Genomic DNA, 26,576 nt, shown 5'->3' on the forward strand with positions numbered 1-26,576 from the left:
GGAGATAAAACGGAGGTCTGCCGCTTTAGCGGTCGATTTATTTGGCCGGGAGTCCGGGGTCTCGGGGGAATGACGGTGATTCTCCCGAGACGTTCACCGGTATAATGGTGACATGTGAAGCAGGACTGGAGGTGAACGGAACTAACAATGAATAGCATAGATATCCGTTAATCCCGGAGCCCTCCCGAATTACTTCTTCACCTCTACCTGATAAAAAATATGCTTCCCGAACGGGTCAATCTCATACCCGGTCACCTCTTTGCGCACCGGCTCGAAAATCGTGGAGTGGGCAATCATCACCGCCGGCATCTGGTCGTGCATCATCTGCTGCGCTTCTTTATATAACTCAACTCGTTTATCGTGATTGCCTTCCGCGCGGGCTTCAAGAATCAGCTTATCAAACGGCTGGTAGCACCATTTTGACGAGTTAGAGCCGCCGTTAGCCGAGGTACAGGTAAACAGTGGCCCAAAGAAGTTATCCGGGTCGCCGGTGGCCGTGGTCCAGCCCATCAGCGCCGCCTGGTGTTCACCGCCCTTCACCCGTTTGAGATACTCGCCCCATTCATAGGTGACGATTTTCGCCGTGACGCCAACTTTCGCCCAGTCGGCCTGGATCATTTCCGCCATACGTTTAGCGTTCGGGTTATACGGCCGCTGAACCGGCATCGCCCACAGGTCGATGCTCATGCCGTTAGCAAAGCCGGCCTCTTTGAGCAGCTCTTTGGCTTTTTCAGGATCGTAATCATAGTCTTTGAGCTTATCGTCAGCGCTCCAGACGCCAGGCGGCAGCAGGTTTTTCGCCTCAATGCCGGTGCCGTGGAACACCGCTTCGATAATGGCCGGTTTATTGATAGCCATCGCCAGCGCCTGGCGCACCTTCACGTTGTCCAGCGGCGGCTTCTGGGTGTTAAACGCGAGGAAGCCGGTATTCAGCCCTGCTTTTTGCATCAGGTTGATGTCTTTGTTTTCCTTCATGCGCGGCAGGTCCGCCGGGTTCGGGAACGGCATCACCTGGCATTCGTTTTTCTCAAGCTTTGCATAGCGAATAGAAGCATCCGGCGTGATGGAGAAGACCAGGCGGTCAATCTTCGATTTGCCCTGCCAGTACTCAGGGAAAGCGGTGTAAAGAATGCGTGAATCTTTTTGATACTGCTTCAGCTCAAATGGCCCGGTGCCGATAGGGTCGGAATCAACGCGCTCCGGCGTACCGGCCTTCATCATGACGTCCGCATATTCTGAAGAAAGGATCGAGGCAAAATACCAGCCCAGGTCGGCGACAAACGGCGCTTCCGGGTGCGCCAGCGTGAAGCGCACGGTGTTGTCATCCACTTTGTCGATGGCGGTAATCAGCTTGCCGAACTCCAGGCTTTCAAAGTTGGAGTAATTGCCGTTGGAAACGTTGTGGTACGGATGCTTTGGGTCTTTCTGACGCATAAACGAGAAAATCACGTCGTCCGCGTTGAAGTCCCTGGTGGGCTTAAAGTATTTGTTGCTCTGGAACTTCACGCCTTTGCGCAGATGGAAGGTATAGACTTTGCCGTCTTCGCTGACGTCCCAGCTTTCCGCCAGGCTGGGCTGCAGCTCGGTGGTACCGACCTTAAAATCCACCAGCCGGTTGTAGACCGGCACCGCGCTGGCATCCACGCTGGTGCCGGAGGTGTAAAGCTGCGGGTTGAAGTTTTCCGGCGAACCTTCGGAGCAATAAACCAACGTGCTGGCCGCCACGCTGGTGCTAAGAGAGAGCGCCGCTACGGCAAGTGCAAGCGTTGTAATCTTTGTTTTCATCGCTGTCTTCCTGTGGTGTTTATCCTGACCCTGAATGAATAAAGCTTGTGCAAAGCGCCTTAATAAATAACATTAAATTTACATTGCCAACAAACAACATCGAACAATAAGGAAACACTATGCCTTCGTCGCTCAGCGAGCAGCTCACCCAACGTTTCTTCCGTTATCTGGCGGTCACCAGCCAAAGCGACGCGCGGGTAAATGCCCTGCCCAGCACGCCCGGGCAGCATGAAATGGCCAGCATGCTGGCGGAAGAACTGCGAGCGCTCGGCCTTGAAGAGATCGTTATCGACGAGCACGCCACGGTTACCGCCGTGAAGAGAGGCAATGTGGCCGCCGCGCCGCGCGTGGGCTTTATTACGCACATCGATACCGTTGACGTTGGCCTGTCGCCGGACATTCACCCGCAGATCCTGCGCTTTACCGGGGAAGACCTGTGCCTGAACGCCAAAGAGGACATCTGGCTGCGCACGGCGGAGCACCCGGAAATCAACGCCTGGCCCGGCGAGGAGATAATCTTCAGCGACGGCACCAGCGTGCTGGGCGCGGATAATAAAGCCGCCGTCACGGTGGTGATGACGCTGCTGGAAAACCTGACGGCAGAACATCGCCACGGCGACATCGTTGTGGCCTTCGTCCCGGATGAAGAAATTGGCCTGTGTGGTGCGAAGGCGTTGGATCTGGCTCGTTTTGATGTGGATTTCGCCTGGACCATCGACTGCTGCGAGCTGGGCGAAGTCGTTTATGAAAACTTCAATGCCGCCCATGCGGAGCTGAAGTTTACCGGCGTAACCAGCCACCCAATGTCCTCCAAAGGCGTGCTGGTCAACCCGCTGTTGATGGCAATGGATTACATCAGCCACTTTGACCGCAAGCAGACGCCAGAGCACACCGAAGGCCGTGAAGGCTACGTCTGGTTTAACGGGATCCAGGCCTCACAAAGCGAAGCGCTGCTGAAAGCGAATATTCGCGACTTCGACCTCGCAAGCTTTGAGCGCCGTAAGCAGCAGATTGGAGAAGTTGCGCAAAAAATTGCCGCGCAGCACCCCACCGCACGCGTGGAGTACAGCCTCAGCGATACCTACAGCAACATCAGTAATGCCATTACCGACGATCGCCGGGCGATTGATTTGATTTTTGCCGCCCTGGATGAGCTGGGCATTGAGCCGAAGGTGATTCCGATGCGCGGCGGCACGGACGGGGCTGCGCTTTCGGCTAAAGGGCTGCTAACGCCGAACTTCTTTACCGGCGCGCACAATTTCCATTCACGGTTTGAGTTTTTACCGCTGCGGGCGTTTGAGGCTTCGTATAACGTGGCGCTGAAGCTTTGTCTGCTGGCGGCGAAGTAATTTCCCCTCACCCTAACCCTCTCCCCAAAGGGGCGAGGGGACCAGAACAGGGAGTTTAACCCTCTCCCCAAAGGGGCGAGGGGATTCATACAGAGAACGCTTGAATTCCCCCTCTCCCTTCCAGGGAGAGGGCCGGGGTGAGGGTTAACCTTTACTTCTTCCGCGCCAGCATCGTGGCGAAACGCAGCTTAATACGGTTGCCGTTTTCATCGGTCTTATGCAGCTGGCCCACGTCTTCGTTGTACTTCACCAGCTCCCAGCCTGCATAGTAGTCACGCAGCTCGCCCTCTTTAAAGGCAAACGGGAACCCTACCGTGCAAGGGAAGTCTTCGGTATCCATCGCCGCTACGATCAGATTGTAACCCCCGGGTTTGGTGCAGCGCTGCATATTGGCGATAAGTCCCGGGATCGTGCCGCGCTCAAGGAACATCATCACCACGGTTGAGAGAATAAAATCATACTCACCGTCAAAGCTCAGCTGGTTAAGGTCAACCTGCGCAGTCACGATGTTTTTCAGCCCTTCGGCCTCAATAATTTCGTTCAGCCGGGCGATGCTCATCGGGTTTTTATCCCACGCGGTGACGTCGAACCCTTTCTGATTCAGGTACAGGCTGTTGCGCCCGCCCCCACAGCCAAGATCCAGCGTTTTACCTGGCGCTACGTACTTCACGGCGTGCAGCACGTCAGAATGGGTGGCGGTCAGGCCATATTTTTCACTGTAGTAGCTTTCAGACTTCTCGGTCATGACAGATCCTTTTTTTCTGGCCTCGCGGTACGCAAAATCAATTTCCCCTGCATGAGCAGGATGAAAGTGCGAGCCAGCAGCAGGCCAATAATCACATTAGTAAAAATAAAGAGCGGTACCGCGATGAGGTGAAACAGGCCGTCGCCGCTGCCCGCGCTCAGGTGCAGCGCGGTGGTCGCCAGCGCGGAAATACCGAATGAGAAGCTCCAGAAGGAGGCGTTAAACGGCTGCGCCAGGTACCAGGGCATTAAGCGCAGCATAAAAATCAGCTGTAGCAGGCCATAGCCAAACAGCATTTTGGCAAAGAAATCCGTCACGCCGCCGTTTACAGCCAGATAAGCGCTGCAGGCCACCAGCGCGGGGGCAAGCTGAATACCCAGCGAGGTGCGCACCGGCGTCGGAAGCTCCCCGACGCTGCGCATGCGGTGCAGTATCGCCGGCTCGAGACTCAGCCAGGAAAAAACGCCCGCCCCAAGGAACAGGATCCCCAGGTCGTGATAGCCCAGCGCGCCGCAGGCCATCGCGCTAATAAAGTTATTCGCCACGGTCGGCAGGTAAAGCCCTGGCGTCGTGGCATCCTGCGGGTGCGTCCCTCGCCATAACCCGGCCGACTGCCAGGCGGCATAACACAGCTGAACCACGGCGCCAAAGCCAAACATCGCCACGGCAAGCGGGCGCAGATAAGGCGCCACGCCGATGGCAACCAGCATGGTTGTCGCCGGGAACAGGCTGACAAAGCTGCTCATCAAGGGATGATGGATTTCCGCAACAACGCTGTGCGGGTAGCGAACCAGGCGTGTGATAAATGCCAAAGCCAGCAGCAGCCAGATAACACCTGCGAGCGCGACCAGCGCCTCGCCCACGGCCGACGGCACCGGCCAAATGATAGCGGCATAGCGCCAGGCAAATCCCATGCCGATGATGCCCAGCACCATGCCAAAGTAGCCTGCGGGAAGGTTGATAAAGCTACCGGGGGTCGGTTTATTCATTTTGTTTATTTTTTAAAATGTATTTTAAATGCATTTTATGCGATTACGCCGCCGAACGCTATGCCGGTGAATTACCTGCTACGTTTATCAGCAGGACACAGCGAGAAACGGCGATGAAAAAATACCGGTTAACGGAAAATTCACGGCTTCATGATTATCAGCACGACGGCGAACTGCGGCAAGTCCGGCTCTGGCAAATTGAGGCGCTTTGCGATTTTAGCGACGTAGAAACCGGGCAAAGCGGCGGCTGGGTTGAAGAAGAAGCTAATCTGAGCCAGTCGGGAAGCTGCTGGCTTGAGCCTGACGCTTTTGTCTGGGGCGGTGCGAGCGTCGAGGACAACGCGATAATCCTCGGCGAGTCAGAAATTTGCCACCAGGCGAGGGTGAGCGGTCACGCCCGCGTTGAGAATTCTCGTATCAGCGGCGAGTGCCATATCTATGGATTGGCTCGCGTGCTGCATCACAGCGAGGTGATTGCAGTGCTGGGGCTGACCGAAGACGCCGAAATGCGGCTGCAAATCTACGGGAACGCCATGGTCAGCGCCTCCCGCATCATTCATCAGGCGCAGATTTACGGCGATGCGCGGGTGAGTAATGCCTTTGTCGAGCACCGCTCGGCCATTTTCGGCCACGCGATTATCGAAGGAAATGAGGAGAACAACGTGTGGATCTGCGACTGTGCGCAGGTGTCCGACAACGCACGTATTATTGCCGGCAGCGGCGACAGTCAGATCCCTACGATTCGCTATTCTTCACGGGTTTACGGCAACGCCATCATCGAGGGCGACTGCGTGCTGAAGCATCGCGTTCAGGTTTACGGCGACGCGGTGCTCATCGGCGGCCCTGTCCTGATGGACAACAACGTGCAGGTATACGGCCAGGCTAAAGTGACGGGCAACGTGCTAATCGAAAATAACGTGCAGATTTATGACGAGGCAGCGGTGGAAGGTATTGATGGCGAACTCATTCACCTTCGCGGCATGAAGGATATTAACGGCGAGCAGCGCATCACCCGCACGCCGTTTTATGGGGTGTTTTAATCGGCGATACGCCCGTAAATATTCTGGTCGTGGTACCCGCCGTTCAGGAATTCGGCCTGTTTCAGGCAGCCTTCGAGCGTGAAGCCGTTGCGCTGTGCCACCCGGTTGCTGGCCTGGTTAGTGACGATGCATTTGATAACAAACCGGCGCACCGTCCCTGCCTGCGCGTAGCTGCTAATTACAGCCTCAATCACGGCAGAAATTATGCCCTGCCCCTGCCTGTCCTCGCTCAGCCAGTAGCCGATGTAGGCCGTTTTGTTGGTCGGTTCTATCTGGTTAAAGGAAAACACGCCCACCAGCTCGCCGCGAAGGAGGATCATAAACATCTTCGCGTAGCCCTTATGATGTAAGACGTAGTTACCCTGCACCGTTTTGCGCGTGTCGTCCTCGGAAACAACATACTGCGGCCAGTTCATGGCTTTTTGCAGCCAGCTTTTGTTGCGCTGCACCAGCGCGAAAACAGGCTGAACGAACCGCTCGCTAACCGAATGCAGCTCGATTTCATCGTTGACCGTAATCACTTCATCCTGCCATTCCTGATGCTGCTCCACACGCGGCTCCCGTTTTTGCTTAGAGGTGACAGCCATCTTATGTCACTTTTACCAGGAAGTTGACTCCAATTTATACCGACAGAACAGTAATGAATAAAAATTCATTATGGATAAATGCAAAATCAATACTAAAAACCAATACCCCGCTCATTCCTTGCATTAATTTTCATCAAAATATGGAATGCTTCGCGAAAAATGACTTCAAATATTGAAGTCAAAAAACGATATGCTACGATGACATTGCACGTCGAATCATGGAAGGAATCATGGGATATGGACAGGAATACCTAAGAAACAAACATCGTCAAACGCTAATTCAAATTTTCATCAAGCCCGTTCCCTCCGGAGTGAAATGGCAGGATATAGAAAGGCTGGTGCTTGCCCTCGGCGGAGAGGTCAACCCCGGCCGCGGTTCACGTATACGCTTCCAGCTTAACGGCAGCATTGCCCATTTTCATCGCCCCCATCCTTCTCCAGAGACCGATAAAGGGGCCATAGCCAACCTGAAAGAATGGTTTGAGAGTATCGGAGTCACACCATGACCACTGCGGAAGCACTGCCAAACATTATGATCATCAGCGGCCAGCCAGCGTTGATCACCTGGGTTCCCGAAATAAACCTCTTTCGCGGGAAATTTCTCGGCTTAACCGGATACTGTGACTTCGTCGCCGACAGCGCGGCGGGGCTTATTCGTGAGGGTGAAATCGCCTTACAGTACTACCTGGAGGACTGCCATTCTGCGGGTATTGAACCTTTTGAAAAAGAAGAGAAAATGAAGACGTTCACGCTGCGCTATCCTGAATCCTTTGGCGAACGACTGAGTGTTGCTGCGGCCGAGCAGCAAATGTCGGTTAACAGTTACATCATTGATGTACTGACAAAACATTTGAGAAATCGATAAAAAAGCCCCGCGGCTTTTACGCGGCGGGGCTGGGGTGATTAACGCATTTCGCGGTCGTCGACGTATTTACGCTTATCCGCCGGCGGCGGGAAGTACTGGTACAGCCAGGTTTCACTGATGGCTTTCCCCTGGCAGCGCAGGAACATACGCATCTCGACCGGGTCGGTGGAGTCGTTGGTCGGATACCAGTCAAACAGAATGCGGTAGCCGTCAAACGGTTCGACGTAGAGGATCTCAACCTGCTTCGCTTCGCCGTTGGAGAGCGTTATCACCGGTTCAATGCCTTTCGGCGCGGCGGCTTTCAGGTCGCCGCCGACAAAATCAATAGCAAAGCGGCGGGACCATTTGTCCGGGAAGTGTTCGCCCGGCGCCCAGCCTTCCGGGAAGCTGCCCATGCCGGTACGGGTGGCGTAAACGCGGGCCAGATCCGTGGTGACAGGCGGCAGGCCGCTCCAGTAGAGACGGTATTTAAACTCGAACTCATCCCCGGCTTTGACCGGTTTTTCCGGCTGCCAGAAGCAGACGATATTGTCGAGGGTTTCGCCGGTGGTCGGGATTTCCATCAGGCCAACGGAGCCTTTGCCCCACTTGTTGCGCGGCTCCACCCACAGGCTTGGGCGCTTGTTGTACCAGCCCATGATGTCCTGGTAGCTGGCAAAATCGTGGTCCAGTTGCAGCAGGCCGAAGCCTTTCGGGTTTTCGTCCATGAAAGCGTTGAACTGCAGCTTTTGCGGGTTATTCAACGGGCGGCAAATCCACTCGCCGTTACCGCGCCACATGGCCAGGCGGTCGGAGTCGTGAATTTGCGGGTGAATGGTGTCGCAGGTGCGGCGTTCGTTGGTGCCGCAGGCAAACATACTGGTCATCGGTGCAATACCCAGCTGTTTGACGTCTTTACGGGCGTAAAGGTGGTTGTCCACCTCCATCACCACCCGCTCGGCTTCGCAGTTGATGGTAAATTTGTAGGCACCGGTCACGCTTGGACTGTCCAGCAGCGCGTAGACCACAAAAGTGGTGTCGGAAGCTTTTGGCGTTTCAAACCAGAACGAGGTGAAGTCCGGGAACTCTTCCGGCGTGTCGGTGAAGGTGTCCACCGCCAGGCCACGGGCGGACAAGCCGTACTGGTAAGTGCTGTCTACGGCGCGGAAGTAGCTGGCACCGAGGAATGACACCACGTCACGGCGCGCCAGTTCAGGCGCCTTAAAGACCTTCAGACCGGCAAAGCCGAGATCGGTCTGGCCTTCGAGCTGTTTGGTGTCCACGCCCGCGTCGTTGTAGTTAAACAATTCCGGACGGAAGTGAATTTCACGCGCCTGGTGGGTGGCAGAGTCCAGAGAAAACATTCTGACGCGGCGGCGGAACCCCATGCCGACGTGGAAGAACTGCACGTCGAGCTGGCGATTATCTATGTTGTTCCACAGCGAATGATTAGCATCATACTGGATGGCGTTGTAAGCCTGAGGCGTCAGGTTAGCAAGCGTGTTCGGCAGCGCTCTCGGCGCGCCTCCCCACGGTTTTTTCGACAGGTCATGCGCCATGCCCTGGAGCACTGCAAAATCGAAGGCAGTGGAGTGCCCGTCCGCAATGCCGGACTCGGCTGCAAAGGCGCTTCGGGAGAACAGCGTGGCAAGGGTCGGCGTGCCGCAGGCAGCGGCGAGAGCCATAGAGGCCTGGATAAAACGTCTGCGATTCATGCCTGAGAAATCGTCCTTATATGTCGATGTGTTTCGTCCCGCCCTCGGGCAGAACAGCGGCAAGAGACTGCTACCTGTACGACCGCACACTCTAGACAAAATTCACAATGAATCCAATGGGCGGTGAAGGCGTTTGAGGGAGGAACGAAGGTTTTTTTTCAGGAAACCAGATATTGCCGAAAAATGGACAATACTCTGGCGAAAAAAGCGCTAAAAATTTTAGCAGGCGGCCCGTCGGCGAGCCGCCAGAAAGGTTACTTCACGCTAACGTCGATGCCCGGGAAGAACTTCTGCGCAAGCCTGGTGACGGTGCCGTCGGCTTTGACTTTATCAATCGCCGCGTCCAGCTCTTTTTTAGTGACAGTGTCACCTTTACGCAGACCAAAGCCGATCCCGCTGCCGAGAATGGTATCGTCGCTCACCGGCTTGCCGATAAAACCAAAACCTTTGCCCTGCGGCGTGCTCAGGAAGCCCGCCTGACCCGCAGCGGACATCACCAGCGAGGCGTCAATGCGGCCGTTCAGCAAATCGGCCCAGGCCATGTTCTGATCTTTATACGACACGACGCTTACGCCCTGCTTCTCCCAATGTTCTTTGGCATAGGTTTCCTGAATAGAGCCCTGCAGCACGCCGATGGTTTTACCCTTCAGCCCTTCCGCCGTCGCTTGCAGGCCGCTGCCTTCTTTGCCGACCAGCTGAGAAGGAATGCGGTAGATTGGCTGGGTGAAATCAATGCTTTTTTGCCGCTGGGCGGTGATGTTCATCGCCGAGTTGATGGCGTCGAATTTCTTCGCGGCGAGCCCTGGGATCAGCGAGTCAAACGAGGTTTCAACCCAGCTACACTTGAGGCTGGCCGCCTGGCAAATCGCCTTGCCCAGCTCGATATCAAATCCTTCCAGCTCGCCCGCGCTGTTGCGGCTCTCAAACGGAGGATATTCCGCTTCCAGACCATAACGCAGCTCGCCGGCCGCCAGCGCAGAAAACGAAGAGCACAGCCCAAGAAGCAAACTTAGCGCATAAACTTTTTTCATCATGACCTCTATCAGCGTGGCTTAACCCGGCACAGCGCCTGCGCGCCCGCCCGTAATGTGGCTTCATCTTTAGCAAATGAGAGCCGGATAATGTTGTTATCGGTACCGTCGGTATAAAACGCGGAAAGCGGAATCGTCGCCACGCCATAGTCGGTAATCAGCCGCTTCACCATTTCGCTGTCGGACTCATCGCTGAAGTGCCCGAAGCGGGCCAGCAGGAAGAATGACCCGCCGCTCGGCAACAGTTCAAACGGCGATTCGGCCAGCAGAGACTGCATTAAATCACGCTTGCGCTGATAAAACGCCGCCAGCGAGAGATAAGTTTGCGGGTCGCTCATATAGTCAGCAAAGGCGTACTGCATCGGCGTATCGGCAGAGAACATCAGGAACTGATGCACCTTGCAGATTTCATCCATTAACGCCGCTGGCGCCAGGCAGTAACCCACGCGCCAGCCGGTCACGTGGAAGGTTTTGCCGAAGGACGACACAATCACGCTGCGCTCGGCAAGCTGCGGGTGAGTCGCCATGCCGTGATGCTTTTTGCCGTCAAACACGATGTGTTCGTACACTTCATCAGACAGGATAACGATGTCGGTGTGACGGGTTAGTGCCGCCAGCATCTCGAGGTCATGGGCGCTGAACACCTGCCCGCTTGGGTTATGCGGCGTGTTGACGATAATCATGCGCGTGCGCGGGGTGATAGCCGCCCGGACTTCATCCCAGTTAATGGTGAAATCCGGCAGGTTCAGCTTCAGCGCAACCGGCGTGGCGCCCTGCAGGCGAACTATTGGCGCGTAGCTGTCAAAAGAAGGCTCAAAGTAGATAACCTCGTCGCCGGGATGCACCAGCCCGCCAATGGCGGAATAGAGTCCTTCGCTGGCGCTGGCGGTCACCAGCACTTCATCGGCGGGGTTATAGCTTGAGCCGTATAGGCTCAGCACTTTTTCAGCAATAAGCTGCTTCAGGGAGGCCAGGCCGGTCATTGGGGCGTACTGGTTATGCCCTTCCTGCATCGCTTTGGTGACGCCGGCAATTAATTTCGGGTCGCAGGGAAAGTTTGGCGCGCCCTGAGAAAGGTTTATCGCCTGGTGCTGCGCGGAAAGCTGGCCGATCACCGTGAAAATCGTGGTTCCTACGTCCGGTAATTTTGAACGATGTTGTACCGGGGTTTGCATGGCCATAGCCGCTCCTGAACATTATGCGATGTGCATAACTATTCAATCCGGATGCGATTGCCACGACAATCGAATTGTTGTCATAATAGCTATGCAAAAAATGCATAGCTCAGCGGAGAGCGTTATGACCCGGCGTAATTTCCCCCTTAATACCCTCGATGCTTTCCTGGTCACCGCCAGGCACCTGAACCTCACCAGAGCGGCGAAAGAGCTGTGCCTGACTCAAGGCGCGGTCAGCCGCAAAATTGCCGCGCTGGAACAGTGGTTTGGCTTTGCGCTTTTTGAACGCCACGCGCGCGGACTACGTCTTACGCCTCAGGGCAGCGCCCTACTCCCCGATCTGCAGAGCGCCTTCAACAGGCTGCTGGACGTGGCAGACCGCGCCTGCCATAAGCCTGAAATTATCCGGCTCAAGGCCCCCACCTGCGCCATGCGCTGGCTGGTGCCCAGACTCATCCAGCTCGAACAGCGAATGCCGGAAATACAGGTGGCGCTGACCACCACCGTTGAGCACGGCATCAATTTCAAAAATGAGCCGTTTGACGCCGCAATTGTGTTTGGGCAGCAGGCAAAGAGCGGCACGCTGCTGTTTGAAGAAGCCCTGACCCCGGTCATCAGCCAGGGACTGCTGCCGCAACACGCGAGTGGCTGGGAGCGATTAACCTTTTTGCACCCAACCCGCGATCGTACCGACTGGTCGCTGTGGCTTTCAGATAACCCCGCGCCGTGGCAGGCCATGACTAAAAATCAGCACTTCGACACGATGGATCTTGCCATCAGCGCGGCCATTCAGGGGTTTGGCATTGCGATAGCAGACGAAACGCTGGTTGCCGAAGATATTCGGACCGGACGGCTGGTGCGACCGTTTGCCGGTAGCGTGAAAACCGGCGCAGGTTACCGGCTGGCGGTAAAACCCGACAGCGAACATGCCGCCGGGCTCGAGGGGTTTTGCAATGAGCTGCTCAGTCCAGGCTGACGTGGTGTTTCATCACCCGCTTAAACAGCTGCATCCTCATGCGCATAAAGCGATTTTCCACCTTAAATTTCGCCCGCAGGTGCACGCCCAGACGCAGCGTACGATCCCGCCCTTTGATGCTAGCAGGCCAGCTTACCGGCCCGGGTAGCGATTTGCTGTGCGCTCCGGCACTGCGGGCAAAACTTACCCAGTAGTCACCGACGTGCGCCGCAAACTGCAGGTCCCGTTCATTCACATATTCGCTGGCCGGCGGGGAGAGCTGCAGCGTGTTAAAGACATACGCCACTTCGTTGCCGTGCCAGGTGCCGTTGGCGTAGGTTTCTCGCTCGGCCTCTGCCACGTAGTCAAAATAGTAGCGCCAGCAGGGCTGACCGACGCGCTGCTGCGCCTGCATCACCACAAATCCTGACGTCGTAAACGCCATATCCCGGCATACCTGCCGCCCCAGTTCAGCGTCCCCTTTAACGCCCGGATAGAGCAATTTTATCAGGCCCAGGCCAAAACGCTTTTCCCGACGCAGCAGCTCAACCTGCCCGGCGGGCTCTATGCCGAAGTAGCTCAGCACGCTCGCTTCGTCGCTGTTGCTGCCGACCATCAGCGGCATGCGGTGCTGTCGCCCGGCGAAGAAAATATCCAGCATCGGTTCGGGCAGAACGATATCGCCGCTAATGGGCGTCGGGCCGATGTTCAGCGGAGCCTCCAGAGCCCACAGCTCGTCGGCGGGAAGCGAGCGCAGCGCTTCGGCGCTGGCATTTTGCAGCCCAAAATGTTCAGCCACCGCCACCCCACGCTTGAGGGCCTTGCGGCGATCGACGTCCGGCAAGGTATAGGCGCTTTGAACTATGCCTTTATGGAAAAGCCCGCTGGCTAATGGCGAAGCCAGCAGCGAGAGCACGCTGCGTGCCCCCGCAGATTCGCCAAACAGCGTCACGCTGGCGGCATCACCGCCAAAAGCGGCAATATTTTCTTTCACCCATTTCAGCGCGGCTATCTGATCGAGTAAGGCGAAATTATGAACCGGGCCATCAGGATTTTCTTCGTCCAGCGCAGGATGCGCAAAAAAGCCCAGGTGCCCGAGGCGATAGTTCACCGTGACTAATACAACGCCGCGCGAGGCCAGCGCCGCGCCATCGTAAGGCGGCAGCGAACCGGCCCCGATGGTGTAACCGCCGCCGTGCAGCCAGACCATGACGGGCAGCGGTTTGTCGTCGCGTCGGGCTGGCGTCCAGATATTGAGGTAGAGGCAATCTTCCGAGAACTGGCCGGGATCGCCGCCGCCGACCGCCTTGCAGTACTCCAGGCTTTGCCAACAGGCCGGGGCGAAGGTATCGGCGACGCGAACGCCTGGCCAGCTTTCAGGCGGCTGTGGCGCTCGCCAGCGCAGGTTTTCGGTGGGAGGCGCGGCAAAGGGAATACCGCGATACACCGCAATATCCCCCTGCAGGACGCCGCTCAGTTGACCCTGAGCAACGTTAACAACGTGTTCCATCTGCTGTTCCTTGTAACTGACATCCCAGCAGGGTAACGCGTTTACAGCAAACCGCAACGCCGTTTACTGCGATCTTCCGCCTGTTGATAAAGGCTAAATTCGTCGGTAACCGCCGTGCCGAGCGCCTCTTCGAATTCCTGCCGGCTGGAATGACCGTGCTGCCGGTGCCCGCCGTCGCTGCCCAGGTTCGACTGGAAAATGCCCGCAGCGCTGACCGGCAGGAAGTCTTCATAAACTATCGGCTGCGCGACAAGCCACCCGCGCTCGATAAGCAGCTGCGGATCGTCGCCCGGTTTGATGGACTGGCGATGCATGTCGCCCACCGGCGTCAGGCGATAGCGAAAATAGGCCAGCCCCTGACGGCGCAGCAGCGCATCGCTGTCCGGGAAGCGGCTGAACACTTCCTGCAGGTGATGCTGATGGCTAAGGTTGTCGGTGCCGTTGCCTGCTTCCAGCAGCAGCTCGTCGTACAGCGCCCGGCCTTTAGGCGTCAGCGCCACGCCACGCTGCTCGATTTCCCCAAAACGCGCGGTGTGCGTACCGTGGTGCTCGCCGGCAAACAAAATAGGTTCTTCCAGCGCTTTAAAGCTGGTCTGGCGAAGCAGAATGGGTCGCTCACGGCGAGGCGGGCCTTCAATAATGGCTTTTGGCGTGATGCCGCGTTCCGGCATCAGGGACTGCACGCGATCGATGTCCAGCGTGCGGGGCGTGAGGTGGTTGATGTGGCAGCCACGGAAGCAAACTACGTCGGCAATCAGGCGATGTTCGTCGTGCAGAGCGCGATAGGTGTCGGCATCCACCGTGGCGTGCTGATGCCAGCGGAAGGTTTCCAGCGCTTCGGCCACGAAGATATTGGCCTCATCTTCGCTAAAACTGCCCTGCTTATCATGAAGATCCAGCATCTCACGGCAGCGTGGAGTAAAAATGTCACGTTGAGCCAGAATCGCGGCGGCTCGCGCCCTGAGTTCCGGATTATCAATCAGCTCGAGGCGCAGCAGAGAGGTAAACACGCGGAAGGGGTTGCGGGCCAGCGCCAGGTCATCAATCGGGCGGAAGGCGGTAGAATGCACCGGCACCCCGGCCTGGGACAGGTCATAGTAGCCCACCGGATGCATGCCCATGACCGCAAAAATCCGCTTTAATACCGCCAGCTCTTCGGCTTTGCCAACGCGAATGGCACCGTGACGTTCCACGCTAAGCCTGGCCAGCTCGTCGGCGTTTTCCAGCTGCTGATGCAGTTCAGGATCGTGTTCCAGCACCGCCAGGTTCACATCGGCCACAAGCTCCAGTAAGGTGCCGTACTGCGGAACTTCTTGCTGGTACATCGCCGACATAGCTTGCGAAAATTTGTCCCGAATCTCATCGGCCGTGAGGGTGTTCGCCATGATGTCATGCCTCCAGTGGATAGTGCTGAAAGCGTAGAGCCTGGTGGATCACTTATCAGGAAGAATTTCCATTTTGTGATCTGCTTTGCAGCGCCTAAAAAGTAATTTTTTCAGCACATTACATAACATCGCGTTATGAAGAATGGCCATCCCCACGAGTATAAATTAACAAAAAATTAACTAAAACAGGCAGCACACAAATCTGCCGATCGGCGTCACTTTTCAGCGCATTAGCTGCACCCGCACCGGAAAAATCTCCTCTGATTTAAATCTGTTATGCGCTTAGTCATAGCCAAATGTTAATGATATTTTGCAATCAGGTTATCAAAATTCAACACCAAAGCTTGTCAGCGAAGCCGGACTGTTTTTAACATCGGCTATGGAAAAAAACGGTCTCTTCAATCAGCGCATTCGCTTGCGCCATTTGCATACTTTCGTAGCCGTCGCTCAGCAGGGAACCCTGGGTCGCGCGGCTGAAACCCTTAACCTGAGCCAGCCGGCTCTCTCCAAAACCCTCAACGAGCTGGAACAGCTGACCGGTACCCGCCTGTTCGAACGCGGGCGGCTGGGGGCCCAGCTAACCCTGACGGGCGAGCAGTTTTTAACCCATGCGGTAAAAGTGCTTGATGCCCTGAACCATGCCGGGCAGTCGTTTATTCGAAAAGAGGACAGGCCTTCTGATGTCGTGCGCATTGGCGCGCTTCCCACTGCTGCTCTGGGCATTTTACCGGCGGTTATCGGAGAGTTTCATAAGCATCAGAGCGACGTCACGCTCCAGGTTGGCACGATGAATAACACCATGCTGCTGGCGGGGCTGAAGTCCGGCGAGCTGGACCTGGGGATTGGGCGAATGTCCGATCCTGAGCTGATGACCGGCCTTAACTATGAACTGCTGTTCCTCGAGTCCCTCAAGCTGGTCGTGCGCCCTAATCACCCGCTGCTGCATGAAAATATTACCCTGAGCCGGGTGATGGAATGGCCTGCGGTGGTTTCACCTCAGGGCACGGTGCCGCGCGACAACGCGGAGTCTTTGCTTGCTTCACAGGGCTGTAAGCTGCCCGCGACCTGCGTTGAGACGCTTTCTGCTTCTCTCTCACGTCAGCTCACCGTGGAGTACAACTACGTCTGGTTCGTGCCGTCAGGTGCGGTGAAGGATGATTTGCGCCAGGGCACGCTGACTGCCCTCCCCGTCCCCATTCCGGGCGTCGGAGAGCCTATCGGTATTCTGACGCGCGTGGATACCCCGCTTTCAACGGCCGCACAGATTTTGCTGTCTTCAATTCGTAAATCGATGCCGGCCTGAGAACCGTAGCCGCAATCTCTGCGGCTACGGCCTTAACGGCTGCGTTTGGCGTGTTTTTCCCACGTTTCCAGTTTGGCCTGCTCTGATTTTTTTAAAGCAACATAGCAGGCCCCGCTGCCGCCGTGGTGCGGCATCGCCACGCAAAAAGCCTGAACCTCGTCAAACTCGGCCAGCCAGCGCCCAAGGAAACTGCGCACCACGTTGGCATGGGATTTATCTTCTCGCCCTTTGCCGTGAACGATCAGCAGATTACGCAGGCCATCCTGTTTCGCCTGCATGACGTAGGAAAAGAGCAGTTGTCGACAGCGTTCAACTGGCTGGCGAATCAGATTGAGACTGGCCTGCTGGCCGTATTTTCCGAGCCTGAGCTTGTCCAGCACGCCGTTCTGTAAGCCTTCACGCTTGTACTCAAGCGGCGTGTCGAGGGGGATGATTTCCAAAAAATCGGTGGTGAGAAAGTTGTCGAGCTGGGTGGGGTCCGGCTTTGCAGCAACGTTCTCTTTCTGAGGTTTGATCCACTGGCTGTCTGCGCAGTTTTTCAGCGGTTTGACATCCTCCATGGCGTCAAGAAACAGCGATTTGTCGTCAAGGTTCACGGTCAATCCTCCGGTGTTATCTGCGGCTACTATAACCTCGCCCTGCGTAGGGCTCAACGGGGATAATGCCAGGCTTCATTTCGTAAACACGGCGCATTATTTGCGCCACTGTTTTTTTAAAAAATAAATACTTTGCATTTGCGTTAAAAAAACGTGAATCAAATAACCGCAATAGCAATTATTACTATCTGCATTGGAAAATAATCACCGCCGCAATCAGGCTGCCCGGCTGACGCTATTTCGGCTCAACGGTCGGTCAGGCGATAATGGGTTTTCCGATGCTATTGATCGTTATTATCGTTGGATTCTTTTTCTGCCTGCATATTACTCCGCGGCGTTAATCCTTTTGGGGTCTGGCTGCTATCGTTGAACGCATGCTATCTTTTCAGCCTGCAAAGGGGCCGGACATCGGCCTGAACCCGCAATAAAAACGGAGTTTTGCCGTGCTGACGATATTAGAAGATAAAATTGACACGCCTGTTGGGCCGCTGTGGATCCTGTGCGATGAGCAGTTCAGGCTTCGGGCCGTGGAGTGGGAAGAACATAGCGATCGCATGGCACAGCTGCTCAACATTCATTATGGTGCGCAAGGTTTTCAACGCGTTAGCAGCCGAAACCCGAATGGACTGAGCGATAAGCTACGCGATTACTTTGCGGGCGACCTGGCGGTAATTGATGCTCTGCCTACGGCCACCGCAGGCACGGATTTCCAGCGTCAGGTTTGGCAAGCTCTGCGTGATATTCCCTGCGGGCGAGTGATGCATTACGGGCAGCTTGCGGAGCAGCTGGGCCGGGCCGGAGCGGCACGCGCTGTCGGCGCCGCTAACGGCTCAAACCCGGTCAGTATCGTGGTGCCCTGCCATCGCGTTATCGGCCGTAACGGGACGATGACCGGCTACGCGGGCGGCGTGGCGCGGAAAGAGTGGCTGCTGCGCCACGAAGGCTATTTATTACTGTAGAAGTTGCCAAAAGTGCGGCTATTTATTCCGAAACGGAGTCGCTGCACTTTAATGTTTCAGTGAATTCAACAAGATGACGGCCTTTTTTTAGCCCCCTACCTTTATTATTGTCCGGATAGCGTTCTGCCAGACTTACCTGATCGCAAAAAAGATGTTAAAATTGACCAATATCAATTACGGTCCGAGCATATCTATGATCCCTGAAAAGCGTATTATTCGACGAATTCAGTCTGGCGGTTGTGCTATCCATTGCCAGGATTGCAGCATCAGCCAATTATGCATCCCCTTCACGCTTAATGAGCATGAACTCGATCAGCTTGATAATATCATCGAGCGTAAAAAGCCGATTCAAAAGGGACAAACCCTGTTTAAAGCGGGTGATGAACTGAAATCGCTGTACGCTATTCGCTCCGGCACCATCAAAAGCTACACCATTACCGAGCAGGGCGATGAGCAAATCACCGGTTTCCACCTGGCGGGAGACCTGGTCGGCTTCGACGCCATCGGCACCGGCCATCACCCGAGCTTCGCTCAGGCGCTGGAAACTTCTATGGTGTGTGAAATCCCGTTTGAGACCCTCGACGATCTGTCCGGTAAAATGCCAAGCCTGCGTCAGCAGATGATGCGCCTGATGAGCGGCGAAATTAAAGGCGACCAGGACATGATTTTGCTGCTGTCGAAAAAGAATGCCGAAGAGCGCCTGGCGGCGTTTATCTACAATCTTTCTCGCCGCTTCGCCCAGCGTGGCTTCTCGCCGCGTGAGTTCCGCCTGACCATGACCCGTGGCGATATCGGTAACTACCTCGGCCTGACGGTGGAAACCATCAGTCGCCTGCTGGGTCGCTTCCAGAAGAGCGGTATGCTGGCGGTGAAAGGCAAGTACATCACCATCGAGAACATCGACCTGTTGTCAGACCTTGCGGGCCAGTCACGTAACGTCGCCTGATAATCCCCTCCTTTGCCGGATCGCCTTTTATTCCATTTATTGATCCGGCAGGGGCTCTCCACCTGTTTCATTCCTTTCTTATGGGTTAATCTTACTTCACAGACTGTGGTTAAGCAGTTGTAAGGAGACCTGTATGGCAAACTACCAAAACATGCTTGTCGCGATTGACCCGAACCAGGACGATCAACCTGCCCTGCGGCGTGCTGTTTATTTGCATCAACGGATTGGCGGCAGGATCAAAGCCTTCCTGCCTATCTATGACTTTTCCTACGAAATGACCACGCTTCTGTCGCCTGATGAACGCACCGCCATGCGCAAAGGGGTTATCAGCCAGCGTACGGCCTGGATTAAACAGCAGGCGCAGTACTACATTGAAGCCGGCATTCCTATTGATATCAAAGTGGTGTGGCATAACCGCCCGTTTGAAGCCATCATCCAGGAAGTGATCGCCGGCGGGCACGACCTGCTGCTGAAAATGGCCCACCAGCACGACAGGCTGGAAGCGGTAATCTTCACCCCAACCGACTGGCATCTGCTGCGTAAATGCCCTTGTCCGGTGTGGATGGTGAAAGACCAGCCGTGGCCTGAAGGCGGTAAAGCGCTGGTGGCGGTCAATCTTGCCAGCGAAGAGCTTTACCACAATGCGCTGAATGAAAAGCTGGTGAAGGAAACCCTGAAGCTGGCGGATGATGTCAACCATACCGAAGTCCATTTGATAGGCGCCTACCCGGTCACGCCAATCAACATTGCCATTGAGCTGCCTGATTTTGACCCGAGCGTGTATAACGACGCGATTCGCGGCCAGCACCTTGTCGCCATGAAGGCGCTGCGCCAGAAATACGCCATCGACGAGAAGATGACCCACGTTGAGAAAGGGCTGCCTGAAGAAGTGATCCCGGACATGGCCGAGCATCTGCAGGCCGGGATTGTGGTACTTGGTACGGTGGGCCGCACGGGGCTGTCTGCGGCATTTCTGGGCAATACCGCAGAGCAGGTCATCGACCATCTGCGCTGTGATTTACTGGTCATAAAGCCGGATGATTACCAGACGCCGGTCGAAATGGACGATCCGGAAGACGACTGATGTCGTCAGGCTCTTAAGCAAAAATCCCGCTGAATACCGGCGGGATTTTTATTTGTCGCTCAGGCGTTATCATCGAGGCGAATGATGATGCCCCGCAGGTAATCGAGCACCATTCGCTCACTCTCCGCCAGCGGTTTCCCCTGCAGCAGCACGGCGCCAACATCCATATAGGTTGCGCTATCCTCTATCGTTTTTCTCATCACCCGCAGCCCCTCAAGCGACCAGGGACGATAAACCAGATCGGACAGAATGGTGACGCCCCTTCCCTTGGCCACCAGGCTGCGCACGGTTTCAAAAGACGTGGTGGTAAAAGTAACGTTGGGCTGCCCGCCTTTCGCCTGCCAGTGCTGGCAAATCACGTCCGGGTATTTGTCCGTATCCAGCATGATAAACGGCACGCCTGCGATATCGGCCAGCTTTATCGCGGGCTGGTTCAACAGCGGATGCCCCTGCGAAACCCACAGGCGGCGCTGCGAGCGGATAAATGTCTCAACGTTCAGCCCTGCGTCGTGGATGATATTCGACGTCAGCACCAGGGCAAACGCCAGCATTTTGTCCCGAAGCTGTTGGATAAGCTCAGCGGGATCGTCTTCAACAAAGCGGAGGGTCATCAGCGGGAAGTGCTGTTCAACCTCGCTGATAATTGCCGGCAGCAGGTAGGCGGCAAGCGTCTTCGCAATGCCGATGGTCAGCTCTCCGGCTGCCAGCTCAGGCTGGTACTGCAGGTCTTCTATGGCATGCTGGCTGTCGCTGATGATTTTGCGGGCATGAAGTAAAAAGCGCTCGCCGGACGGCGTGAGCTGCACGCCCCTGGGCTGACGCAGGAAAAGCTGACTGTTCAGGGCCTCTTCCAGATTGCGCATGGCCACCGTCATTGATGACTGCGAAATATGGCAGCGGGTTGCCGCTTTAGAGATCTGTTTCGTCTGTGCTAAGGCGATGAAAAACTCCAGTTGCCGCAGAGTAAATTTCATAGATAAAAACGATACCTTGAAATGGAAAAGATGAATTCGCTTTACACCAGGCGGATGTTTATCCTTTTCCTATCGACTAAAAAGCGTTACACGCCTTTAAAATCAAGCCATCAGGCGCCTGAGCAGACGTTAATTTACCGAGCTGGCCGCATGCCTCATCGTAATTATAGATAAAAGCGATATCTACACGGCATCCTGCCAGCATCATATGATGGAAATCAATCTATGCCGTATTTATTACTCAGCCTCGCCGCCCTGTTCTGGGGAGGTAACTATGTTGTCGGGCATTTACTGGTGGCTCAGGCCGATCCAATTGTTCTCTCAGAAGCCCGCTGGTTGCTGACCGCGCTGCTGTTAATGGCGCTTTACGGGGCGCAGGTTAAAAAACAGTGGCCGGAGATGATGCAGGCCAGGGGCACGGTCTTTTTTCTGGCGCTTTGTGGCCAGGTGCTGTTTCCGGTGACGTTGTATGTGGGACTGCAGTACACCTCCTCGCTCAACGCCGCCATTTACCTGTCGACCACGCCAGCGCTGGTGCTGCTTATCAATAAGCTAGTGTTCAGGGAGGTCATCTCGCGCCGCAACATTCTGGGCGTTATTTTGAGTTCCGCAGGCGTGATCTATCTGGTAATGCAGGGGGATTTGCTGCATCTCAACACGTTGAAAAACCTGAACCGGGGCGATGCATGGACGATGGGATCGGCGGCAAGCTGGGCGCTCTATTGTGCATTTTTACGGCTTAAGCCCAAAACCATCGGCGGTAATGCCTTTGTCGCCGTCAGCGCCGTGATTGGTGCCCTGGTGCTAATTCCGCTGCTTGTTTTTACGCTTATGCACCAGCCGCAGCCGTTTAAAGGCCAGTATCTGAACACTGGTTTTTTAGCCGGGCTGGGCTACCTGGTTATCTTCCCTTCATGGCTGGCTTATCTGCTTTGGAACAAAGGGATTTTAGCGATTGGCGCAACGCGGGGAGAGATCTATTCGCACCTGATCCCGCTCAGCGGCGGCGCGTTCAGCATTCTGTTTTTGAATGTCCCGCTGCACGCTTTTCATTTGATAAGCGCGTTGTTGATTACTGCCGGGATAGCCCTTTGCTCAGGACAGGCAAAAAAAAGCCGCCCTTTCGGACGGCTTTCGCGAGACAGTTGACGCTTAAAGCGCTTTCAGAATCGCTTCGACGCTGGCTTTGGCATCGCCAAACAGCATCTGAGTGTTTTCTTTAAAGAACAGCGGGTTCTGAACGCCTGCGTAGCCGGTATTCATCGAACGTTTAAACACAATGACGTTCTGCGCTTTCCAGACTTCCAGTACCGGCATGCCGGCAATTGGGCTGCGCGGATCGTCCTGGGCGGCAGGGTTAACGGTGTCGTTAGCCCCGATCACCAGCACGGTGTCGGTATCGGTGAAGTCGTCGTTGATTTCGTCCATTTCCAGCACGACATCATAAGGCACGCGGGCTTCCGCCAGCAGTACGTTCATGTGCCCCGGCAAACGACCGGCTACGGGGTGAATACCAAAGCGAACTTTGATCCCACGCGCACGCAGCTTCTCGGTAATTTCCGCGACCGGATACTGTGCCTGAGCCACCGCCATGCCGTAGCCCGGGGTGATGATCACCGAGGTCGAGTTTTTCAGCATCTCAGCGGTTTCTTCCGCGCTGATTTCACGGTGCTCACCGGCCTCTTCTGTTTCACCGCTAGAGGAACCATCGGTGCCAAAGCCACCTGCGATAACGCTGAAGAATGAACGGTTCATCGCCTTACACATGATGTAAGACAGGATGGCACCGGATGAACCAACCAGCGCACCGGTGACGATAAGCAGGTCGTTGCTGAGCATAAAGCCCGCCGCCGCCGCTGCCCAACCGGAGTAGGAGTTAAGCATTGACACCACAACCGGCATGTCTGCCCCACCGATGGAGGCCACCAGATGCCAGCCAAACGCCAGCGCGATAACGGTCATAATCAGTACCGCCAGCACCTGCATGCCGACGCTTTCGGTACGCACGAATACCAGCAACAGCGCAAAGGAAACCACCAGCGCTGCGAGGTTGAGCTTATGGCGGTTTGGCAGCATCAGCGGTTTAGACGAAATTTTACCGCGCAGCTTACCGAAGGCCACGATAGACCCGGTGAAGGTCACCGCCCCGATAAAGATCCCGATGAAGACCTCCGTCAGGTGGATGTTCTCCATGATCGGCTCAAGACCCGGACCGTGATCCAGGTAGCTGTTAAAGCCCACCAGCACCGCCGCCAGACCCACAAAGCTGTGCAGCACGGCAACCAGCTCAGGCATTTCGGTCATTTCGACCTTTTTCGCCAGGTGAATACCAATCGCGCCACCAATAACCATGGCGATGATAATCCACACCACATTGCCGGTTTCCGGGCCAAAAATGGTCGCCACCAGCGCAATCGCCATCCCCGCCATACCGAACAGGTTGCCCTGCTTTGAGGTTTCGTGTTTGGACAGGCCAGCCAGGCTAAAAATAAACAGGATCGCGGCAACAATGTATGCAGCTGTAACTAATCCTCCAGACATTTGTTACCCCTTAGTTCTTCCGGAACATTTTCAGCATGCGCTGAGTGACGGTGAAACCACCAAAAATATTGATACTGGCGATCAGTACCGCAATGAAGCTCAGGAAGCTGACCCAGCCGCCGTGACCAATCTGCAGCAGCGCGCCGACGACGATAATCCCTGAAATAGCGTTGGTCACCGACATCAGCGGCGTGTGCAGCGCATGAGAGACGTTCCATACAACGTAATAGCCGACGACGCAGGCCAGAGCAAACACGGTGAAGTGGCCGAGGAACTCTTTTGGCGCAACGCTCGCAAACCAGCCGAACAGAATAATCGCCAGCGCCATCAGGCCGTATTTAAACCACGGCGAGGTGGGTTTTTTCTCTGGCACCGGTTCTGCTGCAGGTTTTGCCTTCGCCTGAGGCTGGGCAGAAACCTGAATCGGAGGTGCAGGCCAGGTGACTTCGCCCTCGCGAATAACCGTCACACCACGTACCACAACGTCATCAAAATCGACGGTAATGTTGCCGTCTTTTTCTTTGCACAGCAGCTTAAGCAGGTTAACGAGGTTGGTACCGTAAAGCTGGGAAGACTGCGTTGGCAGGCGACCTGGCAAATCGGTATAGCCGATGACCTTCACGCCGTTCGCGGTGACGGTGACCTGGTTCGCAACGGTATATTCGCAGTTGCCGCCGTTTTGCGCGGCGAGATCGACGATAACGCTCCCCGCCTGCATGGAGTCCACCATTTCACGGGTGATCAGCTTCGGGGCCGGTTTGCCTGGGATTAACGCGGTGGTGACAATGATGTCGACCTCTTTCGCCTGGGCCGCAAACAGCGCCATTTCCGCGTCAATAAAGGCCTTCGACATCACCTTCGCATAGCCGTCCCCGCTGCCGGCTTCTTCTTTGAAGTCCAGCTCCAGGAATTCGGCGCCCATGCTTTGCACCTGCTCTTTTACTTCCGGGCGGGTATCAAACGCACGCACAATGGCGCCGAGGCTGTTGGCCGCGCCGATGGCAGCAAGCCCCGCAACGCCCGCACCAATCACCATGACTTTGGCAGGCGGTACTTTCCCTGCGGCGGTAATTTGCCCGGTAAAGAAGCGGCCAAATTCATGTGCGGCTTCTACGATGGCACGATAGCCGGCGATGTTCGCCATGGAGCTAAGCGCATCCAAAGATTGCGCGCGCGAAATACGCGGCACAGAGTCCATCGCCATCACGGTGATGTTCCGCGCCGCGAGCTTTTCAAGCAGTTCGGGGTTTTGCGCTGGCCAGATAAAGCTCACCAGCGTTGACCCTTCGCGGGCAAGCTCAATTTCGTTTTCCAGCGGTGCGTTCACTTTAAGAATAATGTCCGACTGCCAGACATCTGCGCTGTCGGTGATGCTCGCACCCGCGCGTTCAAACGCTTCGTCATCAAAGCTTGCCAGTTTTCCGGCATCACTTTCAATGGCGACCGTGAACCCCAATTTTATCAGCTGCTCTACCGTTTTCGGCGTGGCTGCCACGCGGGATTCATTGGTCAACCGCTCTCTTGGTACACCAATACGCATAGTATTCCCTTCCACCTGTTTTTGATGATGGTTTGCCAGACCTTGCCATGGCCAGACGCAAGCATCCGCCCGCACTCTGCCGGCAGATATCTGTTCCATTACCACTTCAACAAAAAATACATCTGTAACAAACTTTTTATAACCTACTGAAAATAACGACTGTGATCTAGATCCGCATCCGGGTATTTGTATTTTTATCGCAAAAATTCAGCTATCGCGTGGCCAGGCAGCTATTTTTATCTCTATTTACGCGCCAGGGCCTGATAATACGCTTAAGCGAAGCGGTAAGACATGATTCTACGCCGCAGCAAAACCCATTTTTAACAACGCATTAACTAAATAAGTCATAAGCTTTATCAGTTTTACCGGTGAATGCCTCTTTTTTTAACTTAATAACGATTGCTGCCGTCGTTCGTCGTCGGGAAGGCACAAGGCGTGAAAAATGGCGCAGACAAGGACGTTATTTCAAGCCATAATCGGCGACTAATCGGTCTTTATCAGAGAACGCAGTACTAGTACTCATTTTGCGCAAGGCGAAGGATTATTTTTATGAATCTCAAGAACACCCTTCTGGCGTCGGCTCTTATTTCCGTGACTTCGCTGTCCGCTCAGGCGGCGACCGAACTGACCCCAGAGCAGGCGGCCGCACTTAAGCCGTACGATCGTATTACCGTAACGGGCCGTTTTAATGCTATCGGCGACGCTGTTGCTGCCGTTTCTCGCCGCGCAGATGCCATAGGCGCCGCTTCATTCTACGTGCTGGACACCAGCGCAATGGGCGAAAGCGGTAACTCCCGCGTCGTGGCTGACGTTTATAAAAATGATGCCGCTAAAGCCGATGCGCCTAAAAATCGTGTCATCAACGGCTTGATGGAACTGCCGAAGGATCAGGCCTATAAGCTTGAACCTTTTGATACGGTGACCGTTCAGGGCTTCTTCCGTACCCAGCCCGATGTCAACGACGCGATCACTAAAGCCGCGCGTGACAAAGGTGCCGCGTCCTTCTTCATCGTACGCCAGGTTGATACCAACCAGGGCGGCAACCAGCGCGTAACCGCCTTTATTTATAAAGCGGATGCTAAAAAACGTGTTGTTCAGAGCCCGGACCTGCTGCCGGCCAACTCCGAAGCGGGCAAAGCCGCGTTAGCTGCGGGCGGCGCAGCCGCGAAGAACGTGGAAATTCCGGGCGTTGCTTCCTCTGAAACCCCGTCCTCTGACGTTGGCCGTTTCTTCGAAACACAATCTTCACAGGGTACGCGCTACACCGTAACGTTACCTGACGGCACCAAAGTTCAGGAAGTGAATAAGATTACGGCTGCCCAGATGGTACCGTTTGACAGCATCAAGTTCACCGGCAACTTCAGCAGCATGACCGACGTCTCCTACCAGGTGGCGAAGCGTGCGGCAGCTAAAGGGGCTAAGTTCTACCACGTCACCCGCCAGTGGCAGGAACGTGGCAACAACTTAACCGTTAGCGCTGACCTGTTTAAATAAGATACACCATCAATGCAAGGGCAGCTTAC

The 26,576-nt window shown here is 55.4% G+C and carries 24 protein-coding genes; 11 read left to right on the forward strand and 13 right to left on the reverse strand.

What is annotated here, in order from left to right; genetic code table 11:
• Positions 1 to 189: 189 nt before the first annotated feature.
• Positions 190 to 1,785 carry an ABC transporter substrate-binding protein gene (locus HX778_RS07465; RefSeq protein WP_176981649.1) on the reverse strand — a complete coding sequence of 532 codons (1,596 nt, stop codon included), beginning with the start codon at positions 1,783 to 1,785 and terminating at the stop codon, positions 190 to 192.
• 119 nt (positions 1,786 to 1,904) lie between these two features.
• Between HX778_RS07465 and pepT the strand changes: the two genes are divergently transcribed.
• Complete coding sequence (gene pepT / locus HX778_RS07470; protein WP_176981650.1) at positions 1,905 to 3,134, forward strand: peptidase T; 1,230 nt, start codon at positions 1,905 to 1,907, stop codon at positions 3,132 to 3,134.
• A gap of 151 nt (positions 3,135 to 3,285) precedes the next feature.
• Here pepT and tehB read toward each other — a convergent pair whose 3' ends face one another.
• Both tehB and tehA read right to left on the reverse strand, forming a co-directional pair.
• Positions 3,286 to 3,879, reverse strand: a complete 594-nt coding sequence (gene tehB / locus HX778_RS07475) for a tellurite resistance methyltransferase TehB (RefSeq protein ID WP_038473069.1) — start codon at positions 3,877 to 3,879, stop codon at positions 3,286 to 3,288.
• The gene (gene tehA, locus HX778_RS07480; RefSeq protein ID WP_038473070.1) at positions 3,876 to 4,868 is read right to left on the reverse strand and encodes a dicarboxylate transporter/tellurite-resistance protein TehA; all 993 of its coding nucleotides are present in this window, start codon (positions 4,866 to 4,868) and stop codon (positions 3,876 to 3,878) included. The genes tehB and tehA overlap by 4 nt, the downstream gene beginning before the upstream one ends.
• A gap of 113 nt (positions 4,869 to 4,981) precedes the next feature.
• On the opposite strand from tehA, the gene ydcK reads away from it, so the two are divergent.
• The gene (ydcK, locus tag HX778_RS07485; protein WP_176981651.1) at positions 4,982 to 5,908 is read left to right on the forward strand and encodes a YdcK family protein; all 927 of its coding nucleotides are present in this window, start codon (positions 4,982 to 4,984) and stop codon (positions 5,906 to 5,908) included.
• On the opposite strand, the gene rimL is transcribed toward ydcK, so the two are convergent.
• A complete protein-coding gene (gene rimL, locus HX778_RS07490) occupies positions 5,905 to 6,495 on the reverse strand; it encodes a 50S ribosomal protein L7/L12-serine acetyltransferase (protein ID WP_176981652.1) in 591 nt (196 codons plus the stop codon). The genes ydcK and rimL overlap by 4 nt on opposite strands.
• A 230-nt stretch (positions 6,496 to 6,725) precedes the next feature.
• Between rimL and HX778_RS07495 the strand changes: the two genes are divergently transcribed.
• Both HX778_RS07495 and HX778_RS07500 read left to right on the forward strand, forming a co-directional pair.
• Complete coding sequence (locus tag HX778_RS07495) at positions 6,726 to 7,001, forward strand: type II toxin-antitoxin system HicA family toxin (protein WP_144244020.1); 276 nt, start codon at positions 6,726 to 6,728, stop codon at positions 6,999 to 7,001.
• Positions 6,998 to 7,360 (forward strand): type II toxin-antitoxin system HicB family antitoxin, encoded by a 363-nt coding sequence (locus HX778_RS07500; RefSeq protein ID WP_176981653.1) that lies wholly within the window; start codon positions 6,998 to 7,000, stop codon positions 7,358 to 7,360. The genes HX778_RS07495 and HX778_RS07500 overlap by 4 nt, the downstream gene beginning before the upstream one ends.
• Before the next feature lie 38 nt (positions 7,361 to 7,398).
• Here the strand turns inward: HX778_RS07500 and HX778_RS07505 are convergent, their stop codons facing one another.
• The 3 genes from HX778_RS07505 to HX778_RS07515 form a co-directional block, all read right to left on the reverse strand.
• Positions 7,399 to 9,054 carry a glucan biosynthesis protein D gene (locus tag HX778_RS07505; protein ID WP_038473077.1) on the reverse strand — a complete coding sequence of 552 codons (1,656 nt, stop codon included), beginning with the start codon at positions 9,052 to 9,054 and terminating at the stop codon, positions 7,399 to 7,401.
• 254 nt (positions 9,055 to 9,308) lie between these two features.
• The gene (locus HX778_RS07510) at positions 9,309 to 10,085 is read right to left on the reverse strand and encodes a transporter substrate-binding domain-containing protein (RefSeq protein ID WP_176981667.1); all 777 of its coding nucleotides are present in this window, start codon (positions 10,083 to 10,085) and stop codon (positions 9,309 to 9,311) included.
• 11 nt (positions 10,086 to 10,096) lie between these two features.
• Positions 10,097 to 11,266, reverse strand: a complete 1,170-nt coding sequence (locus HX778_RS07515; RefSeq protein WP_038473079.1) for a pyridoxal phosphate-dependent aminotransferase — start codon at positions 11,264 to 11,266, stop codon at positions 10,097 to 10,099.
• Between the two features lie 118 nt (positions 11,267 to 11,384).
• Between HX778_RS07515 and HX778_RS07520 the strand changes: the two genes are divergently transcribed.
• Entirely contained in the window at positions 11,385 to 12,236 is an 852-nt protein-coding gene (locus tag HX778_RS07520) for a LysR family transcriptional regulator (RefSeq protein ID WP_038473080.1), read from the forward strand.
• Here HX778_RS07520 and HX778_RS07525 read toward each other — a convergent pair.
• Complete coding sequence (locus HX778_RS07525) at positions 12,223 to 13,725, reverse strand: carboxylesterase/lipase family protein (protein WP_176981654.1); 1,503 nt, start codon at positions 13,723 to 13,725, stop codon at positions 12,223 to 12,225. The two genes, HX778_RS07520 and HX778_RS07525, sit on opposite strands and share 14 nt — an antisense overlap.
• Positions 13,726 to 13,766: 41 nt before the next feature.
• On the reverse strand, positions 13,767 to 15,110 hold the full coding sequence (locus HX778_RS07530; protein WP_176981655.1) for a VOC family protein: 1,344 nt from the start codon (positions 15,108 to 15,110) through the stop codon (positions 13,767 to 13,769).
• Positions 15,111 to 15,489: 379 nt separating this feature from the next.
• Between HX778_RS07530 and HX778_RS07535 the strand changes: the two genes are divergently transcribed.
• Entirely contained in the window at positions 15,490 to 16,413 is a 924-nt protein-coding gene (locus HX778_RS07535; RefSeq protein ID WP_038473086.1) for a LysR substrate-binding domain-containing protein, read from the forward strand.
• Between the two features lie 32 nt (positions 16,414 to 16,445).
• Here the strand turns inward: HX778_RS07535 and smrA are convergent, their stop codons facing one another.
• Positions 16,446 to 17,009 (reverse strand): DNA endonuclease SmrA, encoded by a 564-nt coding sequence (gene smrA / locus HX778_RS07540; protein WP_038473088.1) that lies wholly within the window; start codon positions 17,007 to 17,009, stop codon positions 16,446 to 16,448.
• 443 nt (positions 17,010 to 17,452) lie between these two features.
• Between smrA and ogt the strand changes: the two genes are divergently transcribed.
• The 3 genes from ogt (at position 17,453) to uspE (ending at position 19,998) form a co-directional block, all read left to right on the forward strand.
• Positions 17,453 to 17,968: a methylated-DNA--[protein]-cysteine S-methyltransferase gene (gene ogt, locus HX778_RS07545; protein ID WP_038473089.1), complete on the forward strand. Its 516-nt coding sequence runs from the start codon at positions 17,453 to 17,455 to the stop codon at positions 17,966 to 17,968.
• Between the two features lie 193 nt (positions 17,969 to 18,161).
• Complete coding sequence (gene fnr, locus HX778_RS07550) at positions 18,162 to 18,914, forward strand: fumarate/nitrate reduction transcriptional regulator Fnr (protein WP_038482703.1); 753 nt, start codon at positions 18,162 to 18,164, stop codon at positions 18,912 to 18,914.
• Between the two features lie 133 nt (positions 18,915 to 19,047).
• Positions 19,048 to 19,998 (forward strand): universal stress protein UspE, encoded by a 951-nt coding sequence (gene uspE / locus HX778_RS07555; protein WP_038473091.1) that lies wholly within the window; start codon positions 19,048 to 19,050, stop codon positions 19,996 to 19,998.
• 59 nt (positions 19,999 to 20,057) lie between these two features.
• Here uspE and HX778_RS07560 read toward each other — a convergent pair whose 3' ends face one another.
• Positions 20,058 to 20,972, reverse strand: coding sequence for a LysR family transcriptional regulator (locus HX778_RS07560; RefSeq protein ID WP_176981656.1), 915 nt, complete (start codon positions 20,970 to 20,972; stop codon positions 20,058 to 20,060).
• Between the two features lie 225 nt (positions 20,973 to 21,197).
• Here HX778_RS07560 and HX778_RS07565 point away from each other — a divergent pair, with 225 nt between their 5' ends.
• Positions 21,198 to 22,121, forward strand: a complete 924-nt coding sequence (locus tag HX778_RS07565) for a DMT family transporter (RefSeq protein WP_176981657.1) — start codon at positions 21,198 to 21,200, stop codon at positions 22,119 to 22,121.
• 3 nt (positions 22,122 to 22,124) lie between these two features.
• Here HX778_RS07565 and pntB read toward each other — a convergent pair whose 3' ends face one another.
• Together pntB and pntA are read right to left on the reverse strand one after the other, a co-directional pair.
• On the reverse strand, positions 22,125 to 23,513 hold the full coding sequence (pntB, locus tag HX778_RS07570) for a Re/Si-specific NAD(P)(+) transhydrogenase subunit beta (protein WP_038473095.1): 1,389 nt from the start codon (positions 23,511 to 23,513) through the stop codon (positions 22,125 to 22,127).
• A 10-nt stretch (positions 23,514 to 23,523) separates the two neighbouring features.
• On the reverse strand, positions 23,524 to 25,053 hold the full coding sequence (gene pntA / locus HX778_RS07575; RefSeq protein ID WP_176981668.1) for a Re/Si-specific NAD(P)(+) transhydrogenase subunit alpha: 1,530 nt from the start codon (positions 25,051 to 25,053) through the stop codon (positions 23,524 to 23,526).
• 549 nt (positions 25,054 to 25,602) lie between these two features.
• On the opposite strand from pntA, the gene ydgH reads away from it, so the two are divergent.
• Positions 25,603 to 26,547 carry a DUF1471 family protein YdgH gene (gene ydgH, locus HX778_RS07580; protein WP_038473098.1) on the forward strand — a complete coding sequence of 315 codons (945 nt, stop codon included), beginning with the start codon at positions 25,603 to 25,605 and terminating at the stop codon, positions 26,545 to 26,547.
• Positions 26,548 to 26,576: the final 29 nt, after the last annotated feature.

Origin of the sequence: Cedecea sp. P7760 (assembly GCF_013386425.1) — a bacterium.
Lineage (GTDB): Bacteria > Pseudomonadota > Gammaproteobacteria > Enterobacterales > Enterobacteriaceae > Cedecea > Cedecea selenatireducens.